Source organism: Sphaerochaeta sp. PS, assembly GCF_032144095.1.
In the GTDB taxonomy this organism is placed as follows: Bacteria; Spirochaetota; Spirochaetia; order Sphaerochaetales; family Sphaerochaetaceae; genus Sphaerochaeta.
Genome location: NZ_JAVSNJ010000020.1, coordinates 24,596 through 48,459, shown reverse-complemented (window position 1 = coordinate 48,459; position 23,864 = coordinate 24,596). Strand labels below are relative to the sequence as shown.

23 protein-coding genes and 1 riboswitch are annotated in these 23,864 nt (G+C 49.4%); of the genes, 19 read left to right on the top strand and 4 right to left on the bottom strand.

Annotation, left to right across the window (positions count from 1 at the left end; translation table 11 throughout):
* Positions 1-154 precede the first annotated feature (154 nt).
* From ROJ03_RS12450 to ROJ03_RS12390, 13 genes are all read left to right on the top strand, one after another.
* Positions 155-892: a transglutaminase-like domain-containing protein gene (locus ROJ03_RS12450; RefSeq protein WP_313727390.1), complete on the top strand. Its 738-nt coding sequence runs from the start codon at positions 155-157 to the stop codon at positions 890-892.
* Between the two features lie 85 nt (positions 893-977).
* A complete protein-coding gene (locus tag ROJ03_RS12445) occupies positions 978-1,763 on the top strand; it encodes a TatD family hydrolase (protein ID WP_313727389.1) in 786 nt (261 codons plus the stop codon).
* Positions 1,764-1,889: 126 nt separating this feature from the next.
* Positions 1,890-2,882 (top strand): class II fructose-bisphosphate aldolase, encoded by a 993-nt coding sequence (locus ROJ03_RS12440; RefSeq protein ID WP_313727388.1) that lies wholly within the window; start codon positions 1,890-1,892, stop codon positions 2,880-2,882.
* Between the two features lie 176 nt (positions 2,883-3,058).
* Positions 3,059-3,607: a translation initiation factor IF-3 gene (gene infC / locus ROJ03_RS12435; protein WP_313727387.1), complete on the top strand. Its 549-nt coding sequence runs from the start codon at positions 3,059-3,061 to the stop codon at positions 3,605-3,607.
* An 84-nt stretch (positions 3,608-3,691) separates the two neighbouring features.
* Positions 3,692-3,889, top strand: a complete 198-nt coding sequence (rpmI, locus tag ROJ03_RS12430; RefSeq protein WP_313727386.1) for a 50S ribosomal protein L35 — start codon at positions 3,692-3,694, stop codon at positions 3,887-3,889.
* Positions 3,890-3,901: 12 nt separating this feature from the next.
* Positions 3,902-4,261: a 50S ribosomal protein L20 gene (gene rplT / locus ROJ03_RS12425; RefSeq protein WP_313727385.1), complete on the top strand. Its 360-nt coding sequence runs from the start codon at positions 3,902-3,904 to the stop codon at positions 4,259-4,261.
* 38 nt (positions 4,262-4,299) lie between these two features.
* Complete coding sequence (locus tag ROJ03_RS12420) at positions 4,300-4,656, top strand: hypothetical protein (RefSeq protein WP_313727384.1); 357 nt, start codon at positions 4,300-4,302, stop codon at positions 4,654-4,656.
* 352 nt (positions 4,657-5,008) lie between these two features.
* Positions 5,009-6,289, top strand: coding sequence for a tetratricopeptide repeat protein (locus ROJ03_RS12415; protein WP_313727383.1), 1,281 nt, complete (start codon positions 5,009-5,011; stop codon positions 6,287-6,289).
* A 6-nt stretch (positions 6,290-6,295) separates the two neighbouring features.
* Positions 6,296-6,715 carry a tRNA (adenosine(37)-N6)-threonylcarbamoyltransferase complex ATPase subunit type 1 TsaE gene (gene tsaE / locus ROJ03_RS12410; RefSeq protein ID WP_313727382.1) on the top strand — a complete coding sequence of 140 codons (420 nt, stop codon included), beginning with the start codon at positions 6,296-6,298 and terminating at the stop codon, positions 6,713-6,715.
* Positions 6,712-7,425: a tRNA (adenosine(37)-N6)-threonylcarbamoyltransferase complex dimerization subunit type 1 TsaB gene (gene tsaB / locus ROJ03_RS12405; protein ID WP_313727381.1), complete on the top strand. Its 714-nt coding sequence runs from the start codon at positions 6,712-6,714 to the stop codon at positions 7,423-7,425. The genes tsaE and tsaB overlap by 4 nt, the downstream gene beginning before the upstream one ends.
* Positions 7,418-8,353, top strand: a complete 936-nt coding sequence (gene trxB / locus ROJ03_RS12400) for a thioredoxin-disulfide reductase (RefSeq protein WP_313727380.1) — start codon at positions 7,418-7,420, stop codon at positions 8,351-8,353. Before tsaB ends, trxB begins: the two co-directional genes overlap by 8 nt.
* A 72-nt stretch (positions 8,354-8,425) precedes the next feature.
* A complete protein-coding gene (locus ROJ03_RS12395; RefSeq protein WP_313727379.1) occupies positions 8,426-9,883 on the top strand; it encodes a glycogen synthase in 1,458 nt (485 codons plus the stop codon).
* 1 nt (position 9,884) lies between these two features.
* Complete coding sequence (locus ROJ03_RS12390; protein ID WP_313727378.1) at positions 9,885-11,183, top strand: glucose-1-phosphate adenylyltransferase; 1,299 nt, start codon at positions 9,885-9,887, stop codon at positions 11,181-11,183.
* Positions 11,184-11,329: 146 nt separating this feature from the next.
* Here ROJ03_RS12390 and araA read toward each other — a convergent pair whose 3' ends face one another.
* Positions 11,330-12,814 (bottom strand): L-arabinose isomerase, encoded by a 1,485-nt coding sequence (gene araA, locus ROJ03_RS12385; RefSeq protein ID WP_313727377.1) that lies wholly within the window; start codon positions 12,812-12,814, stop codon positions 11,330-11,332.
* 288 nt (positions 12,815-13,102) lie between these two features.
* Between araA and ROJ03_RS12380 the strand changes: the two genes are divergently transcribed.
* From ROJ03_RS12380 to ROJ03_RS12355, 6 genes are all read left to right on the top strand, one after another.
* Entirely contained in the window at positions 13,103-14,164 is a 1,062-nt protein-coding gene (locus tag ROJ03_RS12380) for a LacI family DNA-binding transcriptional regulator (protein WP_313727376.1), read from the top strand.
* A 145-nt stretch (positions 14,165-14,309) separates the two neighbouring features.
* Positions 14,310-15,308 carry a LacI family DNA-binding transcriptional regulator gene (locus ROJ03_RS12375; RefSeq protein WP_313727375.1) on the top strand — a complete coding sequence of 333 codons (999 nt, stop codon included), beginning with the start codon at positions 14,310-14,312 and terminating at the stop codon, positions 15,306-15,308.
* Between the two features lie 52 nt (positions 15,309-15,360).
* Positions 15,361-16,962, top strand: a complete 1,602-nt coding sequence (locus ROJ03_RS12370) for a xylulokinase (protein ID WP_409530499.1) — start codon at positions 15,361-15,363, stop codon at positions 16,960-16,962.
* 361 nt (positions 16,963-17,323) lie between these two features.
* On the top strand, positions 17,324-18,475 hold the full coding sequence (locus ROJ03_RS12365; RefSeq protein WP_313727373.1) for a hypothetical protein: 1,152 nt from the start codon (positions 17,324-17,326) through the stop codon (positions 18,473-18,475).
* Between the two features lie 339 nt (positions 18,476-18,814).
* Entirely contained in the window at positions 18,815-19,948 is a 1,134-nt protein-coding gene (locus ROJ03_RS12360; protein WP_313727372.1) for a hypothetical protein, read from the top strand.
* Between the two features lie 243 nt (positions 19,949-20,191).
* A complete protein-coding gene (locus ROJ03_RS12355; protein ID WP_313727371.1) occupies positions 20,192-21,334 on the top strand; it encodes a hypothetical protein in 1,143 nt (380 codons plus the stop codon).
* On the opposite strand, the gene ROJ03_RS12350 is transcribed toward ROJ03_RS12355, so the two are convergent.
* The 3 genes from ROJ03_RS12350 to ROJ03_RS12340 are packed head-to-tail and all read right to left on the bottom strand — an operon-like array spanning position 21,331 to position 23,677.
* Positions 21,331-21,744, bottom strand: coding sequence for an NUDIX domain-containing protein (locus ROJ03_RS12350; protein ID WP_313727370.1), 414 nt, complete (start codon positions 21,742-21,744; stop codon positions 21,331-21,333). The genes ROJ03_RS12355 and ROJ03_RS12350 overlap by 4 nt on opposite strands.
* An 11-nt stretch (positions 21,745-21,755) precedes the next feature.
* On the bottom strand, positions 21,756-22,181 hold the full coding sequence (locus tag ROJ03_RS12345) for a hypothetical protein (protein WP_313727369.1): 426 nt from the start codon (positions 22,179-22,181) through the stop codon (positions 21,756-21,758).
* Positions 22,178-23,677 (bottom strand): NAD(P)H-hydrate dehydratase, encoded by a 1,500-nt coding sequence (locus tag ROJ03_RS12340; RefSeq protein WP_313727368.1) that lies wholly within the window; start codon positions 23,675-23,677, stop codon positions 22,178-22,180. The genes ROJ03_RS12345 and ROJ03_RS12340 overlap by 4 nt, the downstream gene beginning before the upstream one ends.
* A 73-nt stretch (positions 23,678-23,750) precedes the next feature.
* Positions 23,751-23,842: riboswitch (TPP riboswitch) on the top strand.
* Positions 23,843-23,864: the final 22 nt, after the last annotated feature.

The window sequence follows — 23,864 nt, the reverse complement described above, 5'->3', positions numbered from 1 at the left end:
TATGCATACTCCAAATATATATAATGTTAGCCCTCTGTATATTTTGTTTATACAAAAGGGTTTATTCTAGTTTGGGAGTTTCTTTTTTCACCCATGTTTTTACTCCAAATAAAAACAAGAAAAAAGGAACTCGTTTTTTTTGGAGATGTAACAAATGAATGCTAGACTTGCATGCGAAACTCAGACAAATCAGTATTTGGAACAAACCCAGCTTTTGGACTACTCACATCCGACGATCACCAAACTTATAGCTGGTCATGGGTGGACTACCTGTAAGAGTCAGACAGAGCTCATAGACCAGATCTACACCTTCGTGCGTGATGAGATCCCCTACGGCTATTCTGAGTCCTTCACTGTAAACGCTTCCCAGGTCCTCCTTGATGGATATGGCAATTGCCTCTCAAAGAGCACGCTTCTGATGGCCCTGCTCAGGGCAGTTGGTATTCCCTGCCGTTTCCATGCCTCGACCATAAGCAAAGTCATATATCGGGGGCTCCTGCTTCCACTGAGTTATAGGATTGCACGAGACCAACACTACCATGCTTGGGTAGAAGTTCTGTTCAACAACAGATGGCTCGAGTTGGAGGGGCACATCATCGACAAACCCTATTTGCAGAAATTGCAACAAAGGTTCCCAGACTACATGGGTAGCTTCTATGGATATGGCATAGCAGTGCTTAATTTCAAGAATCCTGACAACAGATGGCAAGAGAACCACACCTATGTGCAGCATAAGGCGGTTGAGACTGATTTGGGAACCTTCCATACTCCAGATTCCTTCTTTTCCCAGTTTCCCAAAGCTGGGTCCTACACAAAATCCTTCCGCTACAAGACCATCATCAAGAGAAGACTCAACCACTCCATCACAGCAATGAGGAACAGCAAGCAATAGGGAAAGAAAATATTCCAACCAGTCTCCACTGCCCTTCCCCCCCCCTTTGCTTGCAAGAGAGAGCGAACTTCGGTATAACGGTCCTATGGACGAACTACCTTCCGGTCTTATAGATTCCCATTTCCACCTCCTTGCCATGCAAAAGAAAGGTATTGATATCTTTAGCTTGATGGAGGAGATGCAGCGCCTCAACATGCAAGGAGTAGACATCGGAGTCGAATTCGATGATCTGGACGAACGGTCAGAACTTGTCTCGCCCTTTCCCTTCATCCATCTCAGTGCAGGTATCGGACCCTGGGGGGTCGCCGAGGGCCTGCTGCCAGTTGCCCAGCAACTTGGCCAGATGGCCGCTTCCCTATCCAGGCACAAGGTTTGCGCCATAGGTGAGATAGGCTTGGACAACTATTGGAACTACGGGACCAAGGAGAGCCAACAAGATTTGTTTGCCTCACAGATGGACCTGGCAGAAGAGTTGGGCTTGCCCATCATTGTACATACCAGAGAGGCAGATACCCAGATGATGGACATGCTGGTAGGCAGGACCTTTTCAAGACAGGGCATCATGCACTGTTTCCAGGGTTCCCCTGCCCTTGCCAAGCTCGCAATTTCCAAAGGGATGTTCATCTCCTTTGCAGGGCCCCTGACCTATAAGGGAAACGATGCCATGAGGGAACTGTGCAAATCAATCCCACTCGACCATATGCTCCTGGAAACCGACGGCCCCTACCTCAGCCCTGTCCCCCAGAGGGGAAAAACTAATACACCCCTGCATATGGTATATATCTATGAGTATGCCTCGTCACTGTTGAACGTACAAAGGGAACAGCTCATTGTGCAGATGGCCACCAATTTCTCTACATTCAGCGGCTGAAAAGAAGAAGATTCACGGTTCTGCCTTCCTACAGGGCCTAGAACCCCTCTGTCCCGGTTGACCAGTTTTGCTAGATTGAGTAACTTTGTACCGAATCAATACCTTACCTTTAAGAAGGAGCAATCTATGACATCCTATAAGGACCTCGGCCTGGTCAATACCAGAGACATGTTCGCAAAAGCAGTGAAGGGTGGCTATGCCATTCCTGCATACAACTTCAATAACATGGAACAGCTCCAGGCTATCATACAGGCCTGCGTAGAAACCAAATCTCCTGTAATTCTCCAGGTTTCCAAGGGAGCCCGTGACTATGCAAACATCAATCTGCTCAGAAACATGGCTCGTGGAGCAACTGAGTATGCCAAGGAACTTGGATTTGATATCCCTGTTGTCCTGCACCTCGACCATGGCGACAGCTTTGAGACTTGCAAAGAGTGCATTGACAACGGCTTCTCCTCGGTCATGATCGATGGTTCCCACCTCCCCTATGCTGAGAACGTTGCACTGACCAAGAAGGTCGTAGAATACGCACACAAGTTTGATGTGACCGTGGAAGGTGAATTGGGCGTGCTTGCTGGTATTGAGGATGAAGTGTCATCAGCTGTCAGCCACTATACCAAGCCTGAAGAGGTCCTTGATTTTGTCTCCAAGACAAAGGTTGACTCACTTGCCATCAGCATCGGGACCAGCCACGGAGCAAACAAGTTCCAGCCTGAACAGTGTACCCGCAACGCCGAAGGCGTGCTTATTCCCCCTCCGCTTCGCTTCGACATCCTCGAGCAGATCGAAAAGATCCTTCCTGGCTTCCCCATCGTATTGCATGGCTCTTCCTCTGTTCCCATGGAATATGTGACCATGATCAACGAGCATGGCGGCAAGCTCAAGGACAGCGTAGGCATCCCTGAGGAACAGCTTCGTAGGGCAGCAAAGAGCGCAGTCTGCAAAATCAACATCGACAGCGATGGAAGACTTGCCATGACAGCCATCATCCGCAAGGTGCTCGCAGAGAAGCCCGGTGAGATCGACCCCCGCAAGTACCTCGCCCCAGCCCGTACGGAACTGAAGAAAATGTACATGCACAAGAACGAGAATGTATTGGGCTCAGCTGGCAAAGCCTGACCTGGAGTATATCTGAGCAAGCCATCCGAAGAGTAATCGGATGGCTTTTCACACCGTATTATAGGACAGCACTTTGACATAGGTTTCTGCTTATGCTATATTTGATAGCGCTGGCTATATTGGCAGGCTAACCCTATAAAAAACCGTGGTTTCCCAGAAAACACTAAGGAGTTCGATTGGCTACGAAGGATTTGAGGATCAACAGACAGATCCGTGCTAGAGAAGTATTCGTTATTGATGCAGAAGGAAATCAGAAAGGCGTTATGAGCACATTTGATGCTGTGATGCTGGCTGAAGGAGTTGGATTGGACCTGGTGGAGGTTTCCCCAAATGCTAACCCTCCAGTTTGCAAGATACTCGACTTCGGAAAGTACAGATATGAGCAGGAAAAAAGACTCAGAGATGCCAAAAGAAACCAAACAGTAGTCAAGATGAAGGAAATCAGGATGCAGCCCAAGATCGAGAAACACGATCTTGAGACAAAGTCCAAGTTCATTGCGGATTTCCTTGGTGAAGGCAATAAGGTAAAAGTCAGTATCCGATTCCGTGGCCGAGAACTTGCTCATACCGAGCTGGGTAAGGTTGTTCTGGATAAGATACTTGCAAAGCTTACCGAACTTGGTGTAGGGTATAACCTTGACCGTGGGGCTCTTATGGAAGGCAAAATGATGAGCATGATCATCAGCCCCCTGAAGAACCAACCCGTGGCCAAGAAAGAGAATTAGAAACAGTATCCCGCATGGGATAGTGAATATGCTGCTCCAAGGGGTTCTTGTTCCTTGAGAGCGCAAGTTTGGAAGGTGCACAAAATGCCCAAAATGAAAACAAGACGATCCGCCAACAAGCGGTTCCATGTTACAGGAACTGGTAAGGTCCGCTACAAAAAGCAGGGACTTCGCCATATTCTCACCAAAAAGAGCAGTAAGCGTAAGGGTAACCTTCGTGCGACTGGTATCCTATCAGATGTGGAAGCTAAACGGGTCAAGTCCATGCTTCCCTACGCATAGGAGGGTGGAAATATGCCAAGAGCAGTAGACGGAACAAAACACAAGGACAGACGTAAGAAGATTCTGAAGCTCGCAAAGGGCTACTATGGTCGCAGAAGCACCAACAACCGTGTTGCAAAAGACGCAGTTGCCAAAGCTGGTCAGTATGCATACCGTGGTCGTAAAGAGCGAAAGCGGGATTTCCGCAAGCTTTGGATCGCCAGAATCAGTGCAGCAGTGCAGGCTGAGGGGATCAACTACTCCCAGTTCATGCATGGCTTGACTCTTGCCAATATCGAGATCAACAGAAAAGCCCTCTCCAATATGGCTATTGAAGACAAAGGCACTTTCTCTGCTCTCGTTTCACAGGCCAAGGTTGCCCTGGGCAAATAAGCCCAAGACAGTTCACCGAGATTTGTTAAGGAGGGGCTATGTCATTTGTTGATACTGTTCAGATGCTGGAACTGCGGACCAAAAAGGCTGCAGGCCTCATAGCAATGCTGCGAAAAGAGAAGGCCGAGCTACAAGAAAGGTTCGATCTGGTAAATACGCACAATGCTGAACTGGAAGAGTATGTGGAGAAATTCACTACCAGCAACAAGCTCATTGAAGATAGCATTGCCAATGCAATGGAAAATCTTGCAACCATCGAAGGGTTGGATGATATTCCTCTCATGGATGATGCAGCTCTTGAGTTGGAAGCTGCCGAAGGATTCTCTGTCGGAGATTCCAACGGTTCTGATGAAATCGATCTTGATATCCTTTTGGATGAATCTCCTAGCCTTTGAGAAAGCACAGTACGTGTGCGGATTAAGTCCAAGAGAACGGGGCCAGATGGCCTCGTTTTCTTTTCTCTTAACCCTCTTTAACAAACCCTCTTCTTATTGTAGGATAGAGGTGAGGCAGGACAGCCTGCCCAAGATATTTGACATTTTCCTGCGGTGTACGCTTGGAGCAATCGTCTCTTGGCTCAACTTACACATATGGGATACGGCATAGCTGATTTGCATTGATCCGACTTCTTCGGAAGTTTAATGGAACAGAATTTTCAGCTCAACTGGTTTCCCCCTTGAACCATAGGTTCAAGAGCTAGTTCCGAGACCGGCACTGCAGGTTTTATCTTATACACAGGATTATTCCATGACACAACCAAACAAAGCCCTAGAAAACCTGGTCTTTATTCGTCTCCCCTCCTCCATGGAGCGCAATCTTGATGGTTTCCGTATAGACCCATCAATCGAAATACCCATCCAGCTACCAGCAGGGCAGACTTCCCTTGAGGCGACAAGCGACATCAGCATAGAACTGCTCGTGGCAGGAATGCTGAAGATCATAGCATTTGACCCCGACCACAAGAACTTCTCCTACTACCGTGACTTTGTCCTCACCGTACAACAAGATGCGGTGCAGGAACTGAATCTGGCAGCCATTGCCCAGGAGCAGAAAGGCAATTTCGATTTTGCTGAAGAGCTCTTCTTGACGGTCAACCATCTTGCACCCATGAGTGCAACCTTTATCAACCTTGCAACCTTCTACAGCAAACGTGCAGCCTTGGACTCAACAAAAGGCACCGCATATGATTTCTATCAGCAGAAAGCAATGGAAACCCTCAAGGAGGGAGTCTCCCTCTTTGAGGATGATGCCCAACTGCTCAGCGAGCTTGGCTTCTTCCACCTCTACCAGGGTAATGTCGAAATTGCAAAAGAGTATCTCGACCGTTTCCTTGAGGTTGCAGAACCAGGGGAGAAGAGAACCCATGTGGAAAAAATCATGGGAGACATCAACAACAAGCTGAACAATGACAAGGCCCTGATGCAGGCCTATGACCAGATTCAGATGGGAAAAGAAGAGGAAGCCCTTGGCAACCTCGAGCTCTATCTTGCAGAAAACCCCAAGGTATGGAATGCATGGTTTCTCAAGGGTTGGGCCCTTAGGCGGCTTAGTCGCTTCGAAGAAGCTGAAAAGCCATTCCTCACCTGCCTTACCCTAGGGGAAAGCAGCAGCGACATCTACAATGAACTCTCCATCTGTGCCTTGGAAACAGGAAAGACTGCATTGGCCAAGAACTACCTCAATACTGCCATCGACCTCGAGGAGACCAACCTGACCCTTCTTTCCAACCTAGCCTACCTCCATCTCAAGGATGAGGAGTGGGATGAGGCGAGGGAGTTCCTCGAACTTGCCAGAAATATCGACCAGAATGACCCTGTGATCGTTCGACTCATGAACGATTATGAACAAACCACAGGCGAAAAGCTTTCCGACCCCATCGTCCAGCAATTTGTCGACACCTCCGAACTCAAGGAAAAGGAGCATTCCATGGAGAAGAAGGAAAACCCGTTCTTTATCCAAGGCAAGGAAGGCAGTGCTGAGGTTGAGGTGTCGTTTGAGGAAATGGCCGATGATGAGACAGGGGAGTGATGAGCTATGCTATATTGCAGCACCTCAGCAGAGGAAACCGCTGAGCTTGGCTTTCGCTTAGGCCAGGCCTGTTCGGCTGGTACGGTCATCTCGCTCAGGGGGAGCCTTGGTGCAGGCAAAACCGTATTGGCAAAGGGGATTGCCAGGGCTCTTGGCATCACCGAAGCCATTGTCAGCCCAACCTTCACCCTCATGCAGGAGTATGAGGGAAGGCTAAGCCTCCACCACATGGACCTGTACAGGATCAGCGGCAGCGATGAGTTCGAAATGATAGGTGGCGAAGAAATGCTGCATGGAAATGGGGTTACCCTCATCGAGTGGAGTGAAAAGATTGAGGATATGCTTCCCGATTGGACTATTTTTGTCGATATTAGGATCATGCCCGACCAAAGCCGGGAAATTACCATCGAAGGAATAGAACTGTGAACATCCTAGCCATTGATACTGCAAGCGAAGCGATACATCTTGCCTTGACCCTCGGCGACGAAAAGTCGTTGTTCAGCCGGTATGAGGTGCAGATTGTGGCCAATGGTACACGACATTCAGAAGCCTTGATTCCCCTTATGCTCTCCCTGTGCCAACGCAACGGCCTCTCTTTCAAGGATCTCGACCTGTTGGTATGCACAAATGGTCCTGGTTCCTTTACAGGGCTCAGGATCGGCATGAGTGCCCTCAAGGGCATCGCCTTGGCTAGCGGCATCCCCTTATGTTCCATCTCTACGATGGATGCACTCTCTGGGTGTGTCCCTCATTTTTCTGGTGTTGTGGTCCCAGTCATCGATGCAAGGAAGCAGCGCTACTATGCAGCCCTCTATGCAGAGGGAAAAAGAGTGACCGCTGACCTCGACCTCGGTGTCGAGGAGATGGCAACCCTTTTGCAAGGCTATCCTAGCGCCCTCATCACAGGCTTTGATGCAAAGAAGTTTGCCTCACAACTATCCGGATACACTGGAAGCCTGTACGTTGACGAGAGATGCTCTGCAAATCTCCCCCTCACCCTCGTTCAGCTAGGGTGGGAGAAATTCCAGAAAGATGGCCCTGACGATATTGGGGTGGGGCCAACCTATGTGAGAAAGAGCGACGCTGAACTCGCCTTGCAAGAAAAAATACGTTCCTTGGAGGAAAAAAATGGTTGATCAAGATATCCTGATCATCGGGTCCGGAGTCGCTGGAATGTCTGCTGCGCAGTATGCATCCCGGGCAGGGCGCTCGGTTACCCTTATAGAGGAGCTCGCCCCCGGTGGACAGACCATGTTCATCGACATGATCGAGAACTATCCTGGTTTCGAGGAACCTATCAGTGGCTATGACCTGGCTGTAAAATTCCAGACCCAGGCTGAGAGATTCGGTGCAAAGATTGCATACGCCTCTGTGACCGAACTGGTAAAAGAGAAGGATACCTTCATAGCAAAGAGCAGTGACGAGACATACAGGGCCAAGGCCGTAATCCTGGCCACTGGCGCCAAGCACAGGCATCTCGGAGTGGAAGGTGAAGAAGAGTATGCAGGCAAGGGAGTATCCTACTGCGGCACCTGTGACGGGCCTTTCTTCCGCAACAAGAAGATCCTGGTTGTAGGGGGTGGCGATACCGCCCTTACCGATGCGATCTTCCTCTCAAAACTCAGTGAGCATGTCACCATTATCCATAGAAAAGACCGTTTCCGAGGCCAGGACAACCTGGTCAGACAGGTGGAACGAAACAAGAACATCGAGATTGTCATGAACCACACCCTGACGAAGATTGAAGGTGATGGAAACAAGGTTACCGGTGTCATCCTCCATGATCTTAAGGAGAGCAAAGAGTACCACCGTGATTTCGATGCAGTCTTCATCTTTGTAGGGATGCTTCCCCAGACAGGACTGCTCGACAAGACACTGCTTGACCATGACGGGTATGCCATGACCAACCAGAGGATGGAGACCAGACTCCCAGGACTCTACGCGATCGGGGATGTCCGTGACACAGTGTTCAGGCAACTGATAACAGCAGCCAGTGATGGCGCCATTGCCGCACATTGCTCAAGCGAGTACATCGACGAGCTTGAAGGAATGGAATACGTCTAATTCTGCATCCTATCTCATATATCACTCATTTATCCTTGACGGCTACATGCCCTTAGTGCTCTAATTGGGACTATGAAGATACTCATGGTCTCAAGCGAGTCAGTCCCATTTTCCAAATCAGGGGGACTCGCTGATGTAGTTGGAGCTCTCTCTACTGCGCTTCACGACCTCGATGCCGAGGTTCGTGTACTTTTGCCCTGCTATGGCAGTGTGGATACCTCTGGTTTTGTCATGAGTGACATTACCTTTCCCCTGGATCTGCTAGGATCACAGGAATCTGTGACCTTCATGGAAAAAACCTTGGATGGAGTGCTCTACTACTTCCTATGCCATCCCTTCTTCAATGAAAGGAAGGGCATCTATGGTGACACCTCCTTCACTCCCTATGAAGACAACCTTGAACGGTATTCCCTGCTCAACAAGGCAGCACTCCCCCTCTGCACGGCCCTTTCCTGGAAGCCGGATGTAATCCACTGCCATGACTGGACCTGTGGCTTTGTCCCCTATCTGCAAAAGACAAACAACGACCCGTTCTTCGCCAAGACGAAGAGCGTGGTAACCATCCATAACCTTGCCTTCCAGGGTGAGTACTCCCGTCTGCAGATGCTTGGCACCTCCCTTGAGCCAAACCACAAGATGTTCCATGGGCACAACCCCATCAAACGTGTCAACATGCTCAAGACAGGGCTCGAATTTGCCGATGCCATTACCACGGTAAGCCCTACCTATGCCCAGGAGATCCAGAGCAAGGAGTATGGCTGCAACCTGGAAGACCTTCTGAGTGGACGCAGCGGCTCGCTGACAGGCATCATCAATGGGATCGACTACCAGGAGTGGAACCCAGAGAGTGACAAGTTCATCAATCACCACTTTTCAGCAGAGGATCTTTCAGGAAAGGCGAAAACCAAGGCCGAGGTCCAGAGGGAGTTCGGCCTGATGGAGGACCCTTCCATCCCACTGTTCTCGATGATCAGCCGAATTGCAGACCAGAAGGGGTTTGTGGAGCTGCTCAGCGGCAATCCCTGTGCCCTGGAAAAAATGGTCAGGGATCTTCCTTTGCAAATGATTATCATCGGGACAGGGGACAAGAAGCTTGAGGACAAACTGCTCAGGCTTGGGCAGAAATATACAAACCTATCGGTCAACATACTCTTCAGCAACCGTGCGGCCCACCGTGTGGAAGCTGGTTCCGACTTCTTCCTGATGCCAAGCCGCTATGAGCCTTGCGGGCTTAACCAGCTCTACTCCCTACGGTATGGGACGATGCCCGTTGCACGCAAGACAGGGGGTTTGGCCGACAGCATCATCGATCTGGATACCCATCCAAAATCGGGAACGGGAATTCTCTTTGAAACCATGAGCGCCGATGGTATACTTGAAGCAACAAAGAGGGCGCTCCACTGGTGGTCAAAAGGACACTCTGCCGTTGCAGAAATCCAAAGACGGTGCATGGCATGGGATAGCACCTGGCTACGTTCAGCGCGCTCATATCTAGCAATTTACGAAACAAACATAGAGGGGGAACAGTAAGATGAAGGCAAGAAAACAGAAGGCAATTGCGATCGTTCTGGGGGGTGGCAAAGGGACAAGGCTCTATCCTTTGACCATGGATCGCGCAAAGCCCGCAGTCCCTTTTGCAGGAAAGTATCGACTGGTTGACATACCCATCTCCAACTGCATAAACAGTGGCATTCGGCAGATATATATCCTGACTCAGTTCAACTCGGCATCGCTACACAACCATATCGCCAATACCTATATCTTTGATACCTTCAGCAGTGGGTTCGTAGAGATACTTGCGGCAGAGCAGACCAACGAGACCAACACATGGTATCAGGGAACAGCCGATGCGGTTCGCAAGAACCTCAAGCACTTCCATGACCAGAATGCTGACTACTATATCATTCTCAGCGGTGACCAACTCTACAGGATGGACATCCAGGAGATGCTTGACCGGCATATTTCAAGTGGGGCCGAGCTTACCATAGCGGCAAAGCCCATCAGCCGCGAACATGCAACGGGCCTTGGCATCATCGGCTGTGACGAGGATGGCATCATCAACAAGTTCTATGAGAAACCTGCCATCGACCTCGACATATCCGACTACAAGGTCTCAGAATCCTTCATGCTCGCATCGCTGAACAAGAAGGTAGACTCCTCCAACGAGTATTTGGCGAGCATGGGTATCTATGTCTTCAATGCCAAGACCATGGAAGAGGTCCTCAATAACGACAAGACCGACTTTGGCAAGGAGATAATCCCAGGGGTTATCCATGACAGGAAGGTCGCAACATTCCTGTTCGATGGATTCTGGGAGGATATCGGAACGATCAAGGCATTCTATGAAACCAACCTTGACCTGGCCTCCATCAACCCTCAGTTCAACTTCTACGATGAGGAGATGCCGATCTACACGCACCGCCGGCATCTTCCTGCAACCAAGGTCAACTTCTGCAATGTAAGCTCCTCCTTGGCCTCAGAAGGCTCAATCATCACCAACGCCTATATCGTAAACTCCATCATCGGTGTCCGCACCCTCATTGAATCAGGGGCCTCGCTTGACGGTGTATACTGCATGGGTGCCTCCTACTATGAAACGGAGGAAGAAAAACAGGCAAATACCCGTAAGGGGATTCCCAACATTGGTATTGGCAAGGGAAGCATCATCAGGAAAGCCATCATTGACCAGAATGCAAGGATCGGAGATGGATGTCGAATCGGTATCGATGATATCCCTCGCCAGGAAGGGGACTATGCAATGTATTCGATTCATGATGGAATCATTGTCATCAACAAGAATGCCATCATCAAGAACGGGTCAGTCCTGTAGGGGCTAGAGAGCCAATGGGCATCTGAATAGTGGCTAGGCCAAAAGGGTTTGCATCTTGCAAGCCCTTTTATTGGTACAACAGAAACAGCAAAAAAGTCCGGCGATGATCAGTCGCCGGACAAAAAGGAGATGAAACAAAAGGAATCTTACATGAATTTCCAGGCAAGGTCGGAAAGGAACAGCTGCTGTTTCAGGGACTCTACGGTCGTATCCTTGGTGATATGCACGTACTCGATCCCCATGATTTCACACCAGTCCTCAAGCATCTGTGCATCGGCATCATAGCTGAGAACAGCATGGTGGGCTCCTCCTGCGAGGATCCAGAGATGGGATCCAACCTTGAGGTTAGGTTCCGGTCTCCACATCACCCTTGCTACAGGAAGATTCGGCATCTTGTAGATTGGCTTGACCACTTCGATATTCTGAACAATAAGGCGGAGCCTGCCTCCCATATCCACCAGGGATGCAAGCACTGCAGGTCCTGGGTGTCCTTCGAATACAAGCCTGGCCGGAGGTTCTTTCCCTCCGATCCCCAACTCATGAACTTCAATTTTTGCCCTATCCTGGGCTATGGAGGGACAGACCTCAAGCATGTGTGCGCCGAGGGAGAGTTCCTTTCCCTTTTCAAGGTCATAGGTATAATCTTCCATGAAAGAGGTACCACCGCCCATCCCTTCGGTCATCCTCTTGATGATCGAGGTCATTGCCGATACCTTCCAGTCCCCCTCCCCTCCATAGCCATACCCCTGACGCATGAGATCCTGCGAGGCAAGGCCCGGCAGCTGGCGCATCGACTGGAGATCCTCGAAGGTATTGGAGAAGGCATGAGCCCCTTCCCTCTCGAGGAACCTCTTCATGGCAATCTCTTCACGCCCCTGGTACCGTACGGTTTCCAAATCCTTGGTGCTGAACTCATAGAGCTCATGGTATTTGGCCATCTGCTCGTCTATCTCTTTTTCGGTGACTCTCTCCAATTCCTTGGACAGGTCGGCAACACCCCAGGTGTTGACTTGCCAACCGAGTTGCATCTGGACCCCGACCTTATCACCTTCGGTGACCGCTACATTACGCATGTTGTCTCCAAAACGTACGAGCTTGAGGTTTCTGCTGGCAATCGCTCCCATGGCAGAGCGCATCCACTTGCCGATACTCTGCAGGACATCCTCATCCTCCCAGTAGCCGACAACGATCTTCCTCTTCAAGTGCATCCGTGCAGCAATGAAGCCATGCTCTCGGTCACCATGGGCTGACTGGTTGAGATTCATGAAGTCCATGTCGATTCCCTGGTCAGGGATATTGCGGTTGAACTGGGTATGGAGGTGGCAGTAGGGCTTCTGCAGGAGTGAGAGTCCGTTTATCCACATCTTGGAGGGGGAGAACGTATGCATCCAAACGATGATTCCTGCACAAGAATCATCATAGTTTGCCTCTTTGATACATGCCTCGATCTCCTCCGGGGTCTTCAAGGTTGCCTTATAGACTACCTTGCAGGGCAGAAGGTCCGAAGCATCCAGGCCAGATGCAATAATCTGGGAGTGTTCGGCAACCTTATCCAAGGTCTCAGGTCCATAGAGGAATTGAGAACCGACCAGGAACCAAAATTCATATTCTTTCAGCGGCTTTCTGTTCATTACATATCCTTCCTTTCAATACAACCGATATGGGCGTTTCCCACGTAAAAAATCTCTTCGTATATGAATGCGTTTACGTTAACGCATCCTATTACCATCATTATATTGAATTGAATATTTGTCAAGAATTATTACAGAACTTACCTGAATCATTTCCATACCATTTTCTAACAAACAATTACTGGACTAATGAAACGATTGCTATTACCATGCCTTGATATGAGAATACATATGAGTCGCGTTATCGTAACTGATTCTTGCAGGCTACAACACTAGGACTAAAACCAGATGACTATCTCAGAAATTGCCAAACTTGCTAACGTCTCCATTGGAACTGTGGACAGGGTACTGCACAACAGAGGCCGTGTTGCACCGGAAACCATTGTCAAGGTAAAAAAAATAGTTGAGGACAATGGGTATCAACCAAATACCTTCGCAAGAAACCTCAAACTGAGCAAGACGTTCGAGATCGGGGTGCTGTTGCCGTTGCTCCACTCAGAGTATGGCTACTGGAACCTCATCTATGAGGGGGTCCTGAAAGCGGCAAAGGAACTGGCTCCACTATCGGTGACGATCAGGGTGGAGGAGTTCGACCGTTCCAATCCAATCTCTTTCCTGGAAAAGGGTGAATTACTGATGAAGGGAGGCTCCGATGCCATCCTGATGGCTCCAGTTATTCCAGATGCAGCGAGGGCCCTACTGTCGAAATACCTGGGGCTCGATTACGTTTTCATAGACTCCCCACTACCAGAAACCCATCCTGTCTCTTCGGTTGTGCAGGACCCTTTCAGAGGCGGGTTCATGGCCGGAAGGATGATGCATCTGCTCAGCCCCCATGAAGGTACCTACATCACGGTCCAAACGCATACGACTGCCTACAACTCCCTCGAACGGGCCAGAGGCTTCAACTCCTATTTTGCCGACAAGGAATCCTACCATATGGTTGAACTTGAGATGCAGATGAACAATGAAGGGGAGAATTTCATCGAAAGGGCATACCAACACTACACTGACATCAGGGGAATCTTTGTGGTCAACGACGCAGTGCACAGGATTGCAAACTTTGTATCCCTTCTGGGGAGAAAGGGACAGACCATCCTCATCGGCTATGACCTGATCGAACAGAACCGCAAGGCTGTCCTCAATGGGAAGGTGGACTGCCTCCTCTCGCAAAGACCAGACTTCCAGGGCTACACTGCGGTATACCAGCTCTATCGCAAAGGAATGCTCAACCAGGTGCCTGAAACGAACATCTGTGTCCCAATCGATATAGTACTGCCCGAAAACCTCATGGACGAGAAGACCTTTTGCGGTATGGGTAGCTCCCAGGCCATGGGAAAAAGAGGCTAGCACGTCAGAGCTCCTCTCCTATTGCTCGTCCAACAGGTGGTGGTGGCGGTAACTAATCGTAGGGATACAGTATTTTGCGCAAATTTGAGCAAATATTTATTGCTTGCATGCCAAAGCCCAAGTATACTGAGCTGAAGGAGAGAGCATGGGACGCACAAAAAAGGTACGTTTGCAGGACATAGCCGAAACCACCGGTTTTTCCATCTCCACGGTCTCTCACTTCATCAACAAGACCCGCAATATAGACGAATCAACCCAGACGGCCATCATGGAAGCAATCCAGGCCCTTGGATACCAGATGCCATCAAAGCGTAAGCAATTCTCCAAGGCACTCCTCCTTGGTGTAATAGTGTCGGACATCAGGATTGATTTTTTTGACGAACTGATCAAGGAACTGGAGGGTCTTGCCTACGAGGAGGGCTTCCAGGTAATCGTCATGGACAGTGAGGAGAACCCCGAAAAGGAGAAGCTCTGCCTTGCTACCATGATGGACCTCAAGGTCTCAGGGCTTCTTATAGCGCCAAGCTCCACCCACTCCGACTTCAGCAGCTGTTCCCAGTTCCCCATCGTCCAGATTGACAGGATGGTCGACACAGCAACCTATGATTTTGTCGGCATCGACAATATGATGACCTCCTATGACCTGACAAAAAGCCTTCTGGAAAAAGGAAGGTCCAACATCGGGCTGGTTACCTTTTCCCAGGATAACTTTTGTGCAAGGGAACGGACCAAGGGCTATCGGCTGGCGATGCTGGAAAGCAACCGGTTCCACGATGACCATATCCTGCTCATCGAGCCGGATGCAGATTCCAACCCATCGAAGATACGGAGCTTCCTGCTTGAAAATCCCCATATCGATACCCTACTCTGTACCAACTCAAACATCTGCTACGAAGTGCTCGGGAAGATGCAGGCCTTGGGTGCAAGCAACCCTATCCGGTACCTCACCACTTTTGACAACAACAAGTGGCTTGACCATGTATCGTTCCCCGTTGACGCAGTCACCCAACCCATTACTGACATAGCGGTTGCCTCAATACAGCTTCTGAAAAGCAAGATCAGAAACCCACAGAGCACTCAGGGCAGCAAAAAAATAATTCTCACTTGTGCAATAGAAGGACGTTCTTCCCTGTTCAGGGAGTAACCAACAATACTACGAAACCGGAAGAAATCGGAATCTTGGAAAAAGGATGGGCATGATGCAAGAGACTACAAAAAGAGAAATTGTGAATGGTCAGGCAGTACTGGGTATTGAACTTGGATCAACCAGGATAAAAGCCGTGTTGGTCAACAGCCAGAACGAGCCAATAGCCCAAGGTGGCTTCGATTGGGAAAACACCCTGCTCGATGGGTATTGGACCTACTCCCTTGACGATGTCTGGAAAGGATTGTCCACCTGTGTGGCAAACCTGAAAAAAGATGTCCACGAGAAGTTTGGCGTCCCCCTTACCAGGGTCAAGTCCCTTGGATTCAGTGCCATGATGCATGGCTACCTCGCCTTCGACAAGAGTGGCAAGTTGCTGGTACCCTTCAGGACCTGGCGCAATACGACTACCCAGCAGGCTGCTGATGAACTGTCCGACCTGTTTGGCTACCCGGTACCTGAGCGCTGGACCATCTCCCACCTCTACCAGGCGATACTCAACGGCGAGAAGCATGTCAAGGACATCGCCTATGTTGCATCCCTTGCTGCCTATGTCCACTGGAAACTTACCGGTCAGAAAGTCCTGGGCATCGGTGATGCTTCAGGCATGTTCCCTATCGACATCAAGACAGGTGAGTACGACAAGACCATGCTTGCCCTCTTTGACAAGCTGGTGCAAAAACACAACTACGGCTGGAAGGTCGAGTCACTGCTGCCAAAGGCCCTGGTTGCAGGTGAGGATGCCGGCTACCTTACCCCAGAAGGGGCACTGCTGCTCGATCCTACAGGTAATTTTGTATCAGGGGTTCCCCTCTGCCCACCAGAGGGAGACGCAGGTACAGGAATGGTGGCAACCAACAGCATCGCACAACGGACAGGAAACGTCTCTGCAGGGACATCCGTCTTTGCCATGATCGTCCTGGAACATGAGCTTTCAAGGAGCTACAACAAGTTCATCGACCTGGTGACCACCCCTGACGGATCCCTGGTTGCCATGGCGCATGCCAACAACTGCACCGGTGACTATGACAGGTGGATGGCGCTCTTTGGCCAGGTGCTAGAAGCTACAGGAAACAAGATTCCCAAAGGCAAGCTCTATGATGCCCTGCTTGCCAAGGCCTTGGATGGTGCAAAGGATTGTGGTGGCCTCTTGCCCTACAACTACATATCCGGTGAGACGATGACAGGCATCTATGGAGGGAGACCTCTCTTTATCCGCCTCACCCAAAATGACTTTACCCTGGAGAACTTCATGCGTGCCCAACTGTTCACCTCCCTCGGAGCCCTACGCACCGGCATGGACATCCTGTTTGAGGATGAGAAGGTCGAAGTCGATGCCATCAACGGCCATGGTGGGTTCTTCAAGACCCCTATCGTGGGACAGACCATGATGGCCGCTGCACTGCATACGCCCATCTCTGTTTTGAAAACCGCAGGGGAAGGTGGGGCCTGGGGCATAGCCCTTCTTGCTTCCTATCTGGTCCACAACGAAAAGAAGAAGCTTCAGGATTTCCTCACAGAGAAGGTTTTTGCAAACAGCGAAGCATCTACCATAGTCCCGACACAGGAGGATATCGATGGTTTCAATGCTTTCTTTGTCAACTACAAAAAAGGCCTGGCAGTTGAAAAGGCAGCTGTAGAGTACCTGCCCTAAAGGGAACAGCTCTTCCTGGTCCGGTTGGACATCATCACCTTCAGGCAGAGCGTTCCTTTGCTTTTGTGCAGGAGGGCCTAAACCCAGATCGTACACCATAACCCAGAAACCAATCCTTCGGTTTCTGGGTTTTTTGTCCCAAATCCCGGTGCAGAAATGCATCCAGGCCATGACCAACATAGCCATTGGAAACTAAACCGAGGCAATCTCCTCTAGCCTATTGAGAACTGATATCAATCCACGAGAACTACCCAGTTCCACTCTTGCCATGAATGATTGTTCTCAGTATATTTTCTTGTAGGGATCCTCTTCTGTATTCTCATTACCACGATATTTTATTGCTTTGACAGCAAGGAGTCATATGACCACTTCCACCAGGCTTACCTCTCTTTTCCTTGCAGTTTTGCTTAGCATCCTTGCACCCATTGGCTCGGCTTCCCTTACCTATGATATGGCCACAGGGAACCAGTCAGGTTTTGATGTTAATACCAGTGAAGCTGATACCAACCCAACCAATTATCCGGGCAAAGGAGAGGTATGGACATACCCAGGATTTGTCGGACGTTTGAATTATCTGGGGGAGCCTACCACCTTCACCTTCACAAATACCGGCCCGCAGAAGACAACCAATCCAAAGTCCATGTTTTACTTCACGTTCCAGACAACACCCGATACCTCGATCTATAGAGAATTTTTTCTTGTAGGCAGAGCAAAGGGGCTTTACCACAACGGGAACCAACATGATTTCAACAACAGTAACTTTACCATCACCACCAGCGGAGCACAGTTTGTCCTGACCAAGGGGGCTGGGACAGAAACAGCTGAAGTAGGGCAGATTGGTTACAATACCAGTGGAGGAAGTGGCACATACAATGGAAGCAATGCCTACTCCTTCAAATATCCCTACAAACTGATCTGGCTTGACATTACCCTCATAAGGACCACCAACAAGAATGCAACGACCACAAGAGGATACTACGAATCTACCATCACGGTGAACACGGCATCAGGGGTAAATACTACCTTGCAACTATTTGCTGAATATAATCCTCGTACAAGCCAGGCAACCCCATGGAACTACTATTTTGGTGTGGAGAACTTGCTGCCAGCCTCATTCCCCTTCTCACAACTCTTGGCAAAAAACACAGTTGCCAACTCCCTGATCGTAGGAAACCTCAAATACTACTCCACCGATGACACTGCAAAGGTCAGCTTTGCCTCAAATGCAGCAGGGAACCAAACAGACTTTCGCCTAACCTCCACCACAGGAAGCGACTGGTTTGCCTATACCTTGGTTTTTGATCCAACGCTTCCCAATACAGCTGCCACGGCGATCACTTCCGCTACCACGTATTTTCCTGCCACCCAGACATCGGTAGCCTCACCTGTCGGAGGTTCCAATACAGGCTATTTCATGGAAGGGGAAGTTAGGATATACGTAAATGCCAACCTATTTCCTCTCTCAGGGCTCTATAGCTCATACATCTACTGCTTTCTGACGAAGGGGAATTAGTCTCCCCAGGAAACATCAATTGCATGCTTTCACGCTGGGTGTCCTTTCAAAAAAGGAAGGCTCTTGTATTAGGTACGGGTGGCCACATATGGGCTTGAGATGGATAGAATAAATCATCCAACCCCTAGCGACTATTCCGATAGATATGTTACATTCATGCTGGTATTGCATCAGTCAAATCACCAATGTAGCGTGTATACAGTTTTTCTTGTACTATCCCCATACAAACGATATAGTCATACCTGTAGACCAAGTTTTCTATCACAATCAAGGACAGCAACAAGCATCACACCGGCAAAGGAATAAACATGAGAAATCGAATTGCCAAGGCGTTTACTTGTGTGCATTTTTGCACTCTGCGTAACCGCTTCTCTTGCTGCTGCTGAACTCTCCTTTGACCAAGCCACCGGAAAACTCGTCGGCTTTGAGCTCTCTGTTGCTGACTCCAAGGTAAACCCTTCCGATTATACCAATAAAGTAAATGAATATTGGGAATCCCCTTACCAGTATATCGGGCGATTAAATTATATTGGACCAGAAACTACCATCACTTTTGCCAATTTGGGTAGCAATGCAATAGGAACCACAAACAGCAGGTTTTATTTCACCTATCTGACCGATGGTGTATCCCATCTTGACCAGTGGAGGGAATTCTTCTTGGTTGCCAGGGTCAAAGGCCTCTTCCAGGGTGGTGGACAGGATGACTTTGTCGGGAGAAGTGCTGCAATATCTCAAAATGGAGGAACCGTATCAATCCCAGTCGACTCAGGCTCCCAAGAGGTCGCAGTAGGACAGCAAGGCTATAATGATACAGGAGCGCGTGCAAAAAGAACCAACTCCAACAGCCAGTATAAATACCTGTATAAATACAAATATATCTGGGTGGACTTGACTGTCATCAGAACGAATGTGATAAAACCAACCCCGCTACCTTTAGGGTTCTATGAGACCCAATTCTCTGCAACTGCAAGCACAACCCCCTCCTGTTCGTACAATTTCCTTCTCGTCGGCGAGAACAATCCCAATGGGGCCTCAAATTTCCTGTTCAATGTAATTAATGTTGCTCCATCACCCTTTCCCTTCACAGATATGCAAACCAAGAATACTATCCAGAATTCGCTAAAGGTTGGAGAACTTACCTACTACTCCTCCTTGAATGCTGCAAAGCTAGAATTCTCATCCTCACCCAATGGCAATGCCATAAATTTTACCCTTACTTCAGGAGCATTCTCTTTTCCATATAAAGTAGGGTTTGACTGCAACAAGCCAGCATTGGCTCCCACTCCAATTGATACCACTTCAGTTCGATTCAATTCAGTATACACCTCTTCAATCTCTCCTATAGATGGCACCACTACAAACAAAGCCAATGTGATCGAAGGAGACCTGCTGATCTATGTTAATCCCAATACGCTTCCCATGTCAGGAAAGTATACCTCAACAATCTACTGCATCCTGACACAAACAAACTAAAAGACCCGCGAGTTCTCACCACTAATCTTCTGTCATATGATAGGGAACTACGCTTCCATTTGTCTTGATAGACCTACAAAAAAGGTTTTCCAAAACACTAAATACTTCAACTATTGTATAATTCTTCTTTGGGATAATTGGCCATCTATTGCTAATAGAGGGTATCTTAGGTATATTTAAAGCAGTATTTCTCATTTTTGTACAAGAATAGTCATATTTTCCCGAAAATATCCAAGGAGAACCATGAAAAAACCAGCTATCACAATGCTTCTACATATAATGCTCATGATCTCTCTTGTTTCAGCAGGCGAGCTAACTTATGACATGGCTACTGGTAAGATTACAGGATTTGACCTCACCACACCAGATAACCCTGATGCCCCAGGATCGTATGAAAACTCGACAGAGGTCTGGCAAAACGACGGGTTTGTGGGAAGGCTTACCTATCGGGGAGACCCAACTACCCTTACCTTCACCAATTCCGGACCCATTGCATCAGGAACAGTATATAACCGTTTTTATTTCACCTTCTTTACCAATGGAACCACCAAGCTGGACCGCTGGAGAGAATTCTTCTTGGTAGCCAGGGTCAAGGGACTCTATCACAATGGAAGCCAACATGATTTTTCAGGAGTAAACACCGCAATCGCAACCAACGGAGGATCGGTACCAATTGCCTTTGGAGCTGGACCCGAACTGGTTTCACCAGGACAGCAAGGGTATAACGATTCAGGCGGTAATGGAACTTACAATGGAACCAATGGCTACATGTACAGGTATAAATATCAATTCATCTGGGTTGATGTTACGGTCATCCTGACTTCACAAAAGAAGAACCTCAAGAAGGGTTACTACATAACCCAGTTCAATGCGACCACCACTACGAACCTACGATATACCCTGCAGTTGATAGGAGAGGTGGACCCAAACAACAACCAACAGGAACCCTCTGCATTCTATTTCGGAATTGAGAGCGTAGTTTCCAACCCCTTTCCCTATACCGATCTCTTTTCCAAAAACAGTATGGGCAATTCCCTTCATGTCGGGAAACTGAGATACTTCTCCCTCTTGGATTCGGCCGATGTCAAGTTCTCCTCCAATCCAGCAGGGACAGCAGCAACGTTCACCCTCACTTCAGCAGGAGTCAATCCAGTTCCGTATAGCCTGGTCTTTGATCTTACCAAACCAAATGAGAATGCAGAGCTCATCACTTCTGCTGGTATTTCTTATGAATCAGCATATCTATCGACAATCTCGCCAATTGACGGGTCGTCGACCCCTGCCAACATCATTGAGGGCGACCTTCGTATCTTCCTGCCTGCTGAGACCTATCCACTTGCAGGGACCTATAGTTCAACCATCTACTGTATCCTGACCCAAACCTAAGAACTGGTGGCTATTTTCTTCAGGGTTTCAATGATCCTCATGTCACTTGGGGCAAACTCGAGGCTCTCCAGATCCTGGAGTGTCACCCACCTATAGGTGGTGTGAACACTCAGGATAGGGTCCGTCCAGTTGGGGCAAGATACAAAATACGCCTTCTGGTGGTAGAGAGTCTCCTTGTTGATAAAATCATGGGTGTGGAAAAGGGAACCCACTTCGATATCGAGTTGGAGCTCCTCCTGAAACTCTCGCTTCAAGGTCTCCTCCTCACTCTCCATCCACCGGTTCTTCCCCCCTGGAAACTCCCAAAGGCCTCCGATAGAGCCCTTGTCCTCACGTTTAGCCACAAAATATTTCCCCTCACGCACAAGAGCTCCTGCGGTGGTTATCCTCTGATTGGTATATGCTTCCATACAGACCTTCCTTATAACAAGACTGAAACAGGAACGAAAAAATGTAACAAGGCAACGATACAGGTAACAAAACCGAAGTTTCGCTTGTTTTTCTCAAAATACAGCCCTGTAGCCTCAAGCACCGATTGCTCTTCTAGGTTCTCCTTTTCATCGCTATGCCTGAGGGCACGGAACAGATACCAAAGGGTGAGTACAAGAATGTTCGCCATCGGGACAAGATCCCCAAGAAGGGCTGGGCCCGGTTCCATAGGGAAAAACCCTAAGGCAAGGGTCAAGGCAAACCCACCAAGGATAAGAGCCCTGCGAAAGGCCTTGCTGGTGCGAAAAGCATATCTGAGGGTGAGCAGCAAAGCAAACTGTCCCCCATAGGTGTCGCTGAGCAAGAAACCAGAACCAACCAAAAGGTACACGATGGAAAGTAGGTAGATCTGCATCATCGTTCGGCCTCCATAACAGCCCTGCCCACATACCCTATGAGGGTCTGGCTATCATAATACCCTTTCTCTGCATGTGCCAACGCTCCCGCCCTCTGGTGCAGCAACGATCCGGCCAGGGCAGAGTCCATAAGCCCGAGGCCAGATGCCACCAATGAGGCAATGATTCCTGCCAATACATCCCCACTACCAGCTACCCCTAGGGAGGGGTTGAGCCCCTCTATGATGGCAAGGCTCCTGCCTTGGGGAAAGGCAATATGCACAAGGGAACTTTTCACCACCAACACGGCATCAAGGCGGCTGGAAATATCCTGGATCCTGTCAAAGAATGCTTGGGGTGTATCATCATCGGCTTGCTCCTCAGGGTAGAGAGCCTTGGAAAGTTGCCTCAACTCCCCAAGGTGGGGAGTCAGGATAAGGGGTCCATGGCTGACCCTCTTCTGGTTTTCCAAGAGAGAGGCGTACGCCCTGATCCCATCGGCATCAAGGACCATGGGCTTACCAAGGTCAAAAAGTTTGGACAATAAGGCTTTACGGCCACTTCCCCACCCCGGTCCCACGAGCAGGGCATCATAGGGTGAGAAATCACTCGCTTCATCCAGAACCCGAACCATGACTGAGGGCTGCTCCGTAGAGGCTATCGGGTAGACCTCCCTATCGCAAAACAGGGTCACTAGACCAACTCTAGAGGCGAATGCAGACCGGGCCGAAAGCCGTGCAGCACCAGTGTAGTGTTCACTGCCACCAATGATGGCAAGATGGCCCCGGCTATTCTTGTAGGAGGATGTTCGCAATACGTCCAGATGCAAATCCTCTGTCGTGAAGAGCTCAGCGACCGAGGGAGCAGCATCCAACAGCTGAGGGGGAAATGCAGGGTTCTCAAGTCGGATCTCCCCGCAACTGGCACGGCTCTGGGGGTGGTACATGCACAGTTTCCTCTGCCCAAAGGTTATGGTTAGGTCGGCCTGGAAATGGCTGGCTGAAGCTTTCGCTCCCTCGCTTACCCCTGTAGGGGTATCAATGGCAACCTTGAGGGCAGATCTTTCGTTTGCCAACAGCACGAGCTGTAGGGCCAGGCCCTTGACCTCACCCCTCAAGCCAGTCCCTGCCAGGCCATCGATGATGCAGGTGGCCTGCAGTAGTGCCTGCTCTGCAGGTTCTGAGACATTCTCTACAAGGGGGATGCAAACGATGCCATAGCACCCGATTATCTCTCGCTGACGTTGGCACGAAGGGGAACTGGTTTCCCCCACCACTATGCAAACCAAGTTGCGATGGCCACTATTGTATGCAAGACGGGCCACAGCGAGGGCATCCCCACCATTATTGCCACTGCCACAGAGAAAGACCAACCGGTCGTCAAGACTGACCCTCCCCTCCAGTATGCGCCAAAAACCCATCGCCGCACTCTCCATCAAGGAGAGGGCAGGCAGTCTGAAGAGAAGCTGGGCCTCAGCATCAAGGGCGGCAATTGTGGATGACAGTACAACAGGTTTCATAGCAGTACTGTACAGCAGGAAAAGAGGGCGGTCAACAAACCACTATTGACAGGCTAAACCGATTTGGGTAGTGTAAGGGTGTCCTGGGGTGGCCTAACGGCCTGAGATTACACCCGTTAACCTGATCTGGATAATACCAGCGGAGGGAGACAGTCCTCTCAAACATTCCTATTCCCCATGGCAGAAT

Bases quoted from the DNA above. Each gene is read 5' to 3' on its own strand.
- ROJ03_RS12340 (WP_313727368.1), bottom strand. From the start codon at position 23,677: ATGAAACCTGTTGTACTGTCATCCACAATTGCCGCCCTTGATGCTGAG.
- ROJ03_RS12370 (WP_409530499.1), top strand. From the start codon at position 15,361: ATGATGCAAGAGACTACAAAAAGAGAAATTGTGAATGGTCAGGCAGTA.
- ROJ03_RS12440 (WP_313727388.1), top strand. From the start codon at position 1,890: ATGACATCCTATAAGGACCTCGGCCTGGTCAATACCAGAGACATGTTC.
- ROJ03_RS12395 (WP_313727379.1), top strand. From the start codon at position 8,426: ATGAAGATACTCATGGTCTCAAGCGAGTCAGTCCCATTTTCCAAATCA.
- ROJ03_RS12420 (WP_313727384.1), top strand. From the start codon at position 4,300: ATGTCATTTGTTGATACTGTTCAGATGCTGGAACTGCGGACCAAAAAG.
- ROJ03_RS12450 (WP_313727390.1), top strand. From the start codon at position 155: ATGAATGCTAGACTTGCATGCGAAACTCAGACAAATCAGTATTTGGAA.
- rplT (WP_313727385.1), top strand. From the start codon at position 3,902: ATGCCAAGAGCAGTAGACGGAACAAAACACAAGGACAGACGTAAGAAG.
- trxB (WP_313727380.1), top strand. From the start codon at position 7,418: ATGGTTGATCAAGATATCCTGATCATCGGGTCCGGAGTCGCTGGAATG.
- ROJ03_RS12445 (WP_313727389.1), top strand. From the start codon at position 978: ATGGACGAACTACCTTCCGGTCTTATAGATTCCCATTTCCACCTCCTT.
- ROJ03_RS12365 (WP_313727373.1), top strand. From the start codon at position 17,324: ATGACCACTTCCACCAGGCTTACCTCTCTTTTCCTTGCAGTTTTGCTT.
- ROJ03_RS12415 (WP_313727383.1), top strand. From the start codon at position 5,009: ATGACACAACCAAACAAAGCCCTAGAAAACCTGGTCTTTATTCGTCTC.
- rpmI (WP_313727386.1), top strand. From the start codon at position 3,692: ATGCCCAAAATGAAAACAAGACGATCCGCCAACAAGCGGTTCCATGTT.
- ROJ03_RS12390 (WP_313727378.1), top strand. From the start codon at position 9,885: ATGAAGGCAAGAAAACAGAAGGCAATTGCGATCGTTCTGGGGGGTGGC.
- ROJ03_RS12345 (WP_313727369.1), bottom strand. From the start codon at position 22,181: ATGATGCAGATCTACCTACTTTCCATCGTGTACCTTTTGGTTGGTTCT.
- araA (WP_313727377.1), bottom strand. From the start codon at position 12,814: ATGAACAGAAAGCCGCTGAAAGAATATGAATTTTGGTTCCTGGTCGGT.
- ROJ03_RS12375 (WP_313727375.1), top strand. From the start codon at position 14,310: ATGGGACGCACAAAAAAGGTACGTTTGCAGGACATAGCCGAAACCACC.
- ROJ03_RS12350 (WP_313727370.1), bottom strand. From the start codon at position 21,744: ATGGAAGCATATACCAATCAGAGGATAACCACCGCAGGAGCTCTTGTG.
- ROJ03_RS12380 (WP_313727376.1), top strand. From the start codon at position 13,103: ATGACTATCTCAGAAATTGCCAAACTTGCTAACGTCTCCATTGGAACT.
- ROJ03_RS12355 (WP_313727371.1), top strand. From the start codon at position 20,192: ATGAAAAAACCAGCTATCACAATGCTTCTACATATAATGCTCATGATC.
- tsaE (WP_313727382.1), top strand. From the start codon at position 6,296: ATGCTATATTGCAGCACCTCAGCAGAGGAAACCGCTGAGCTTGGCTTT.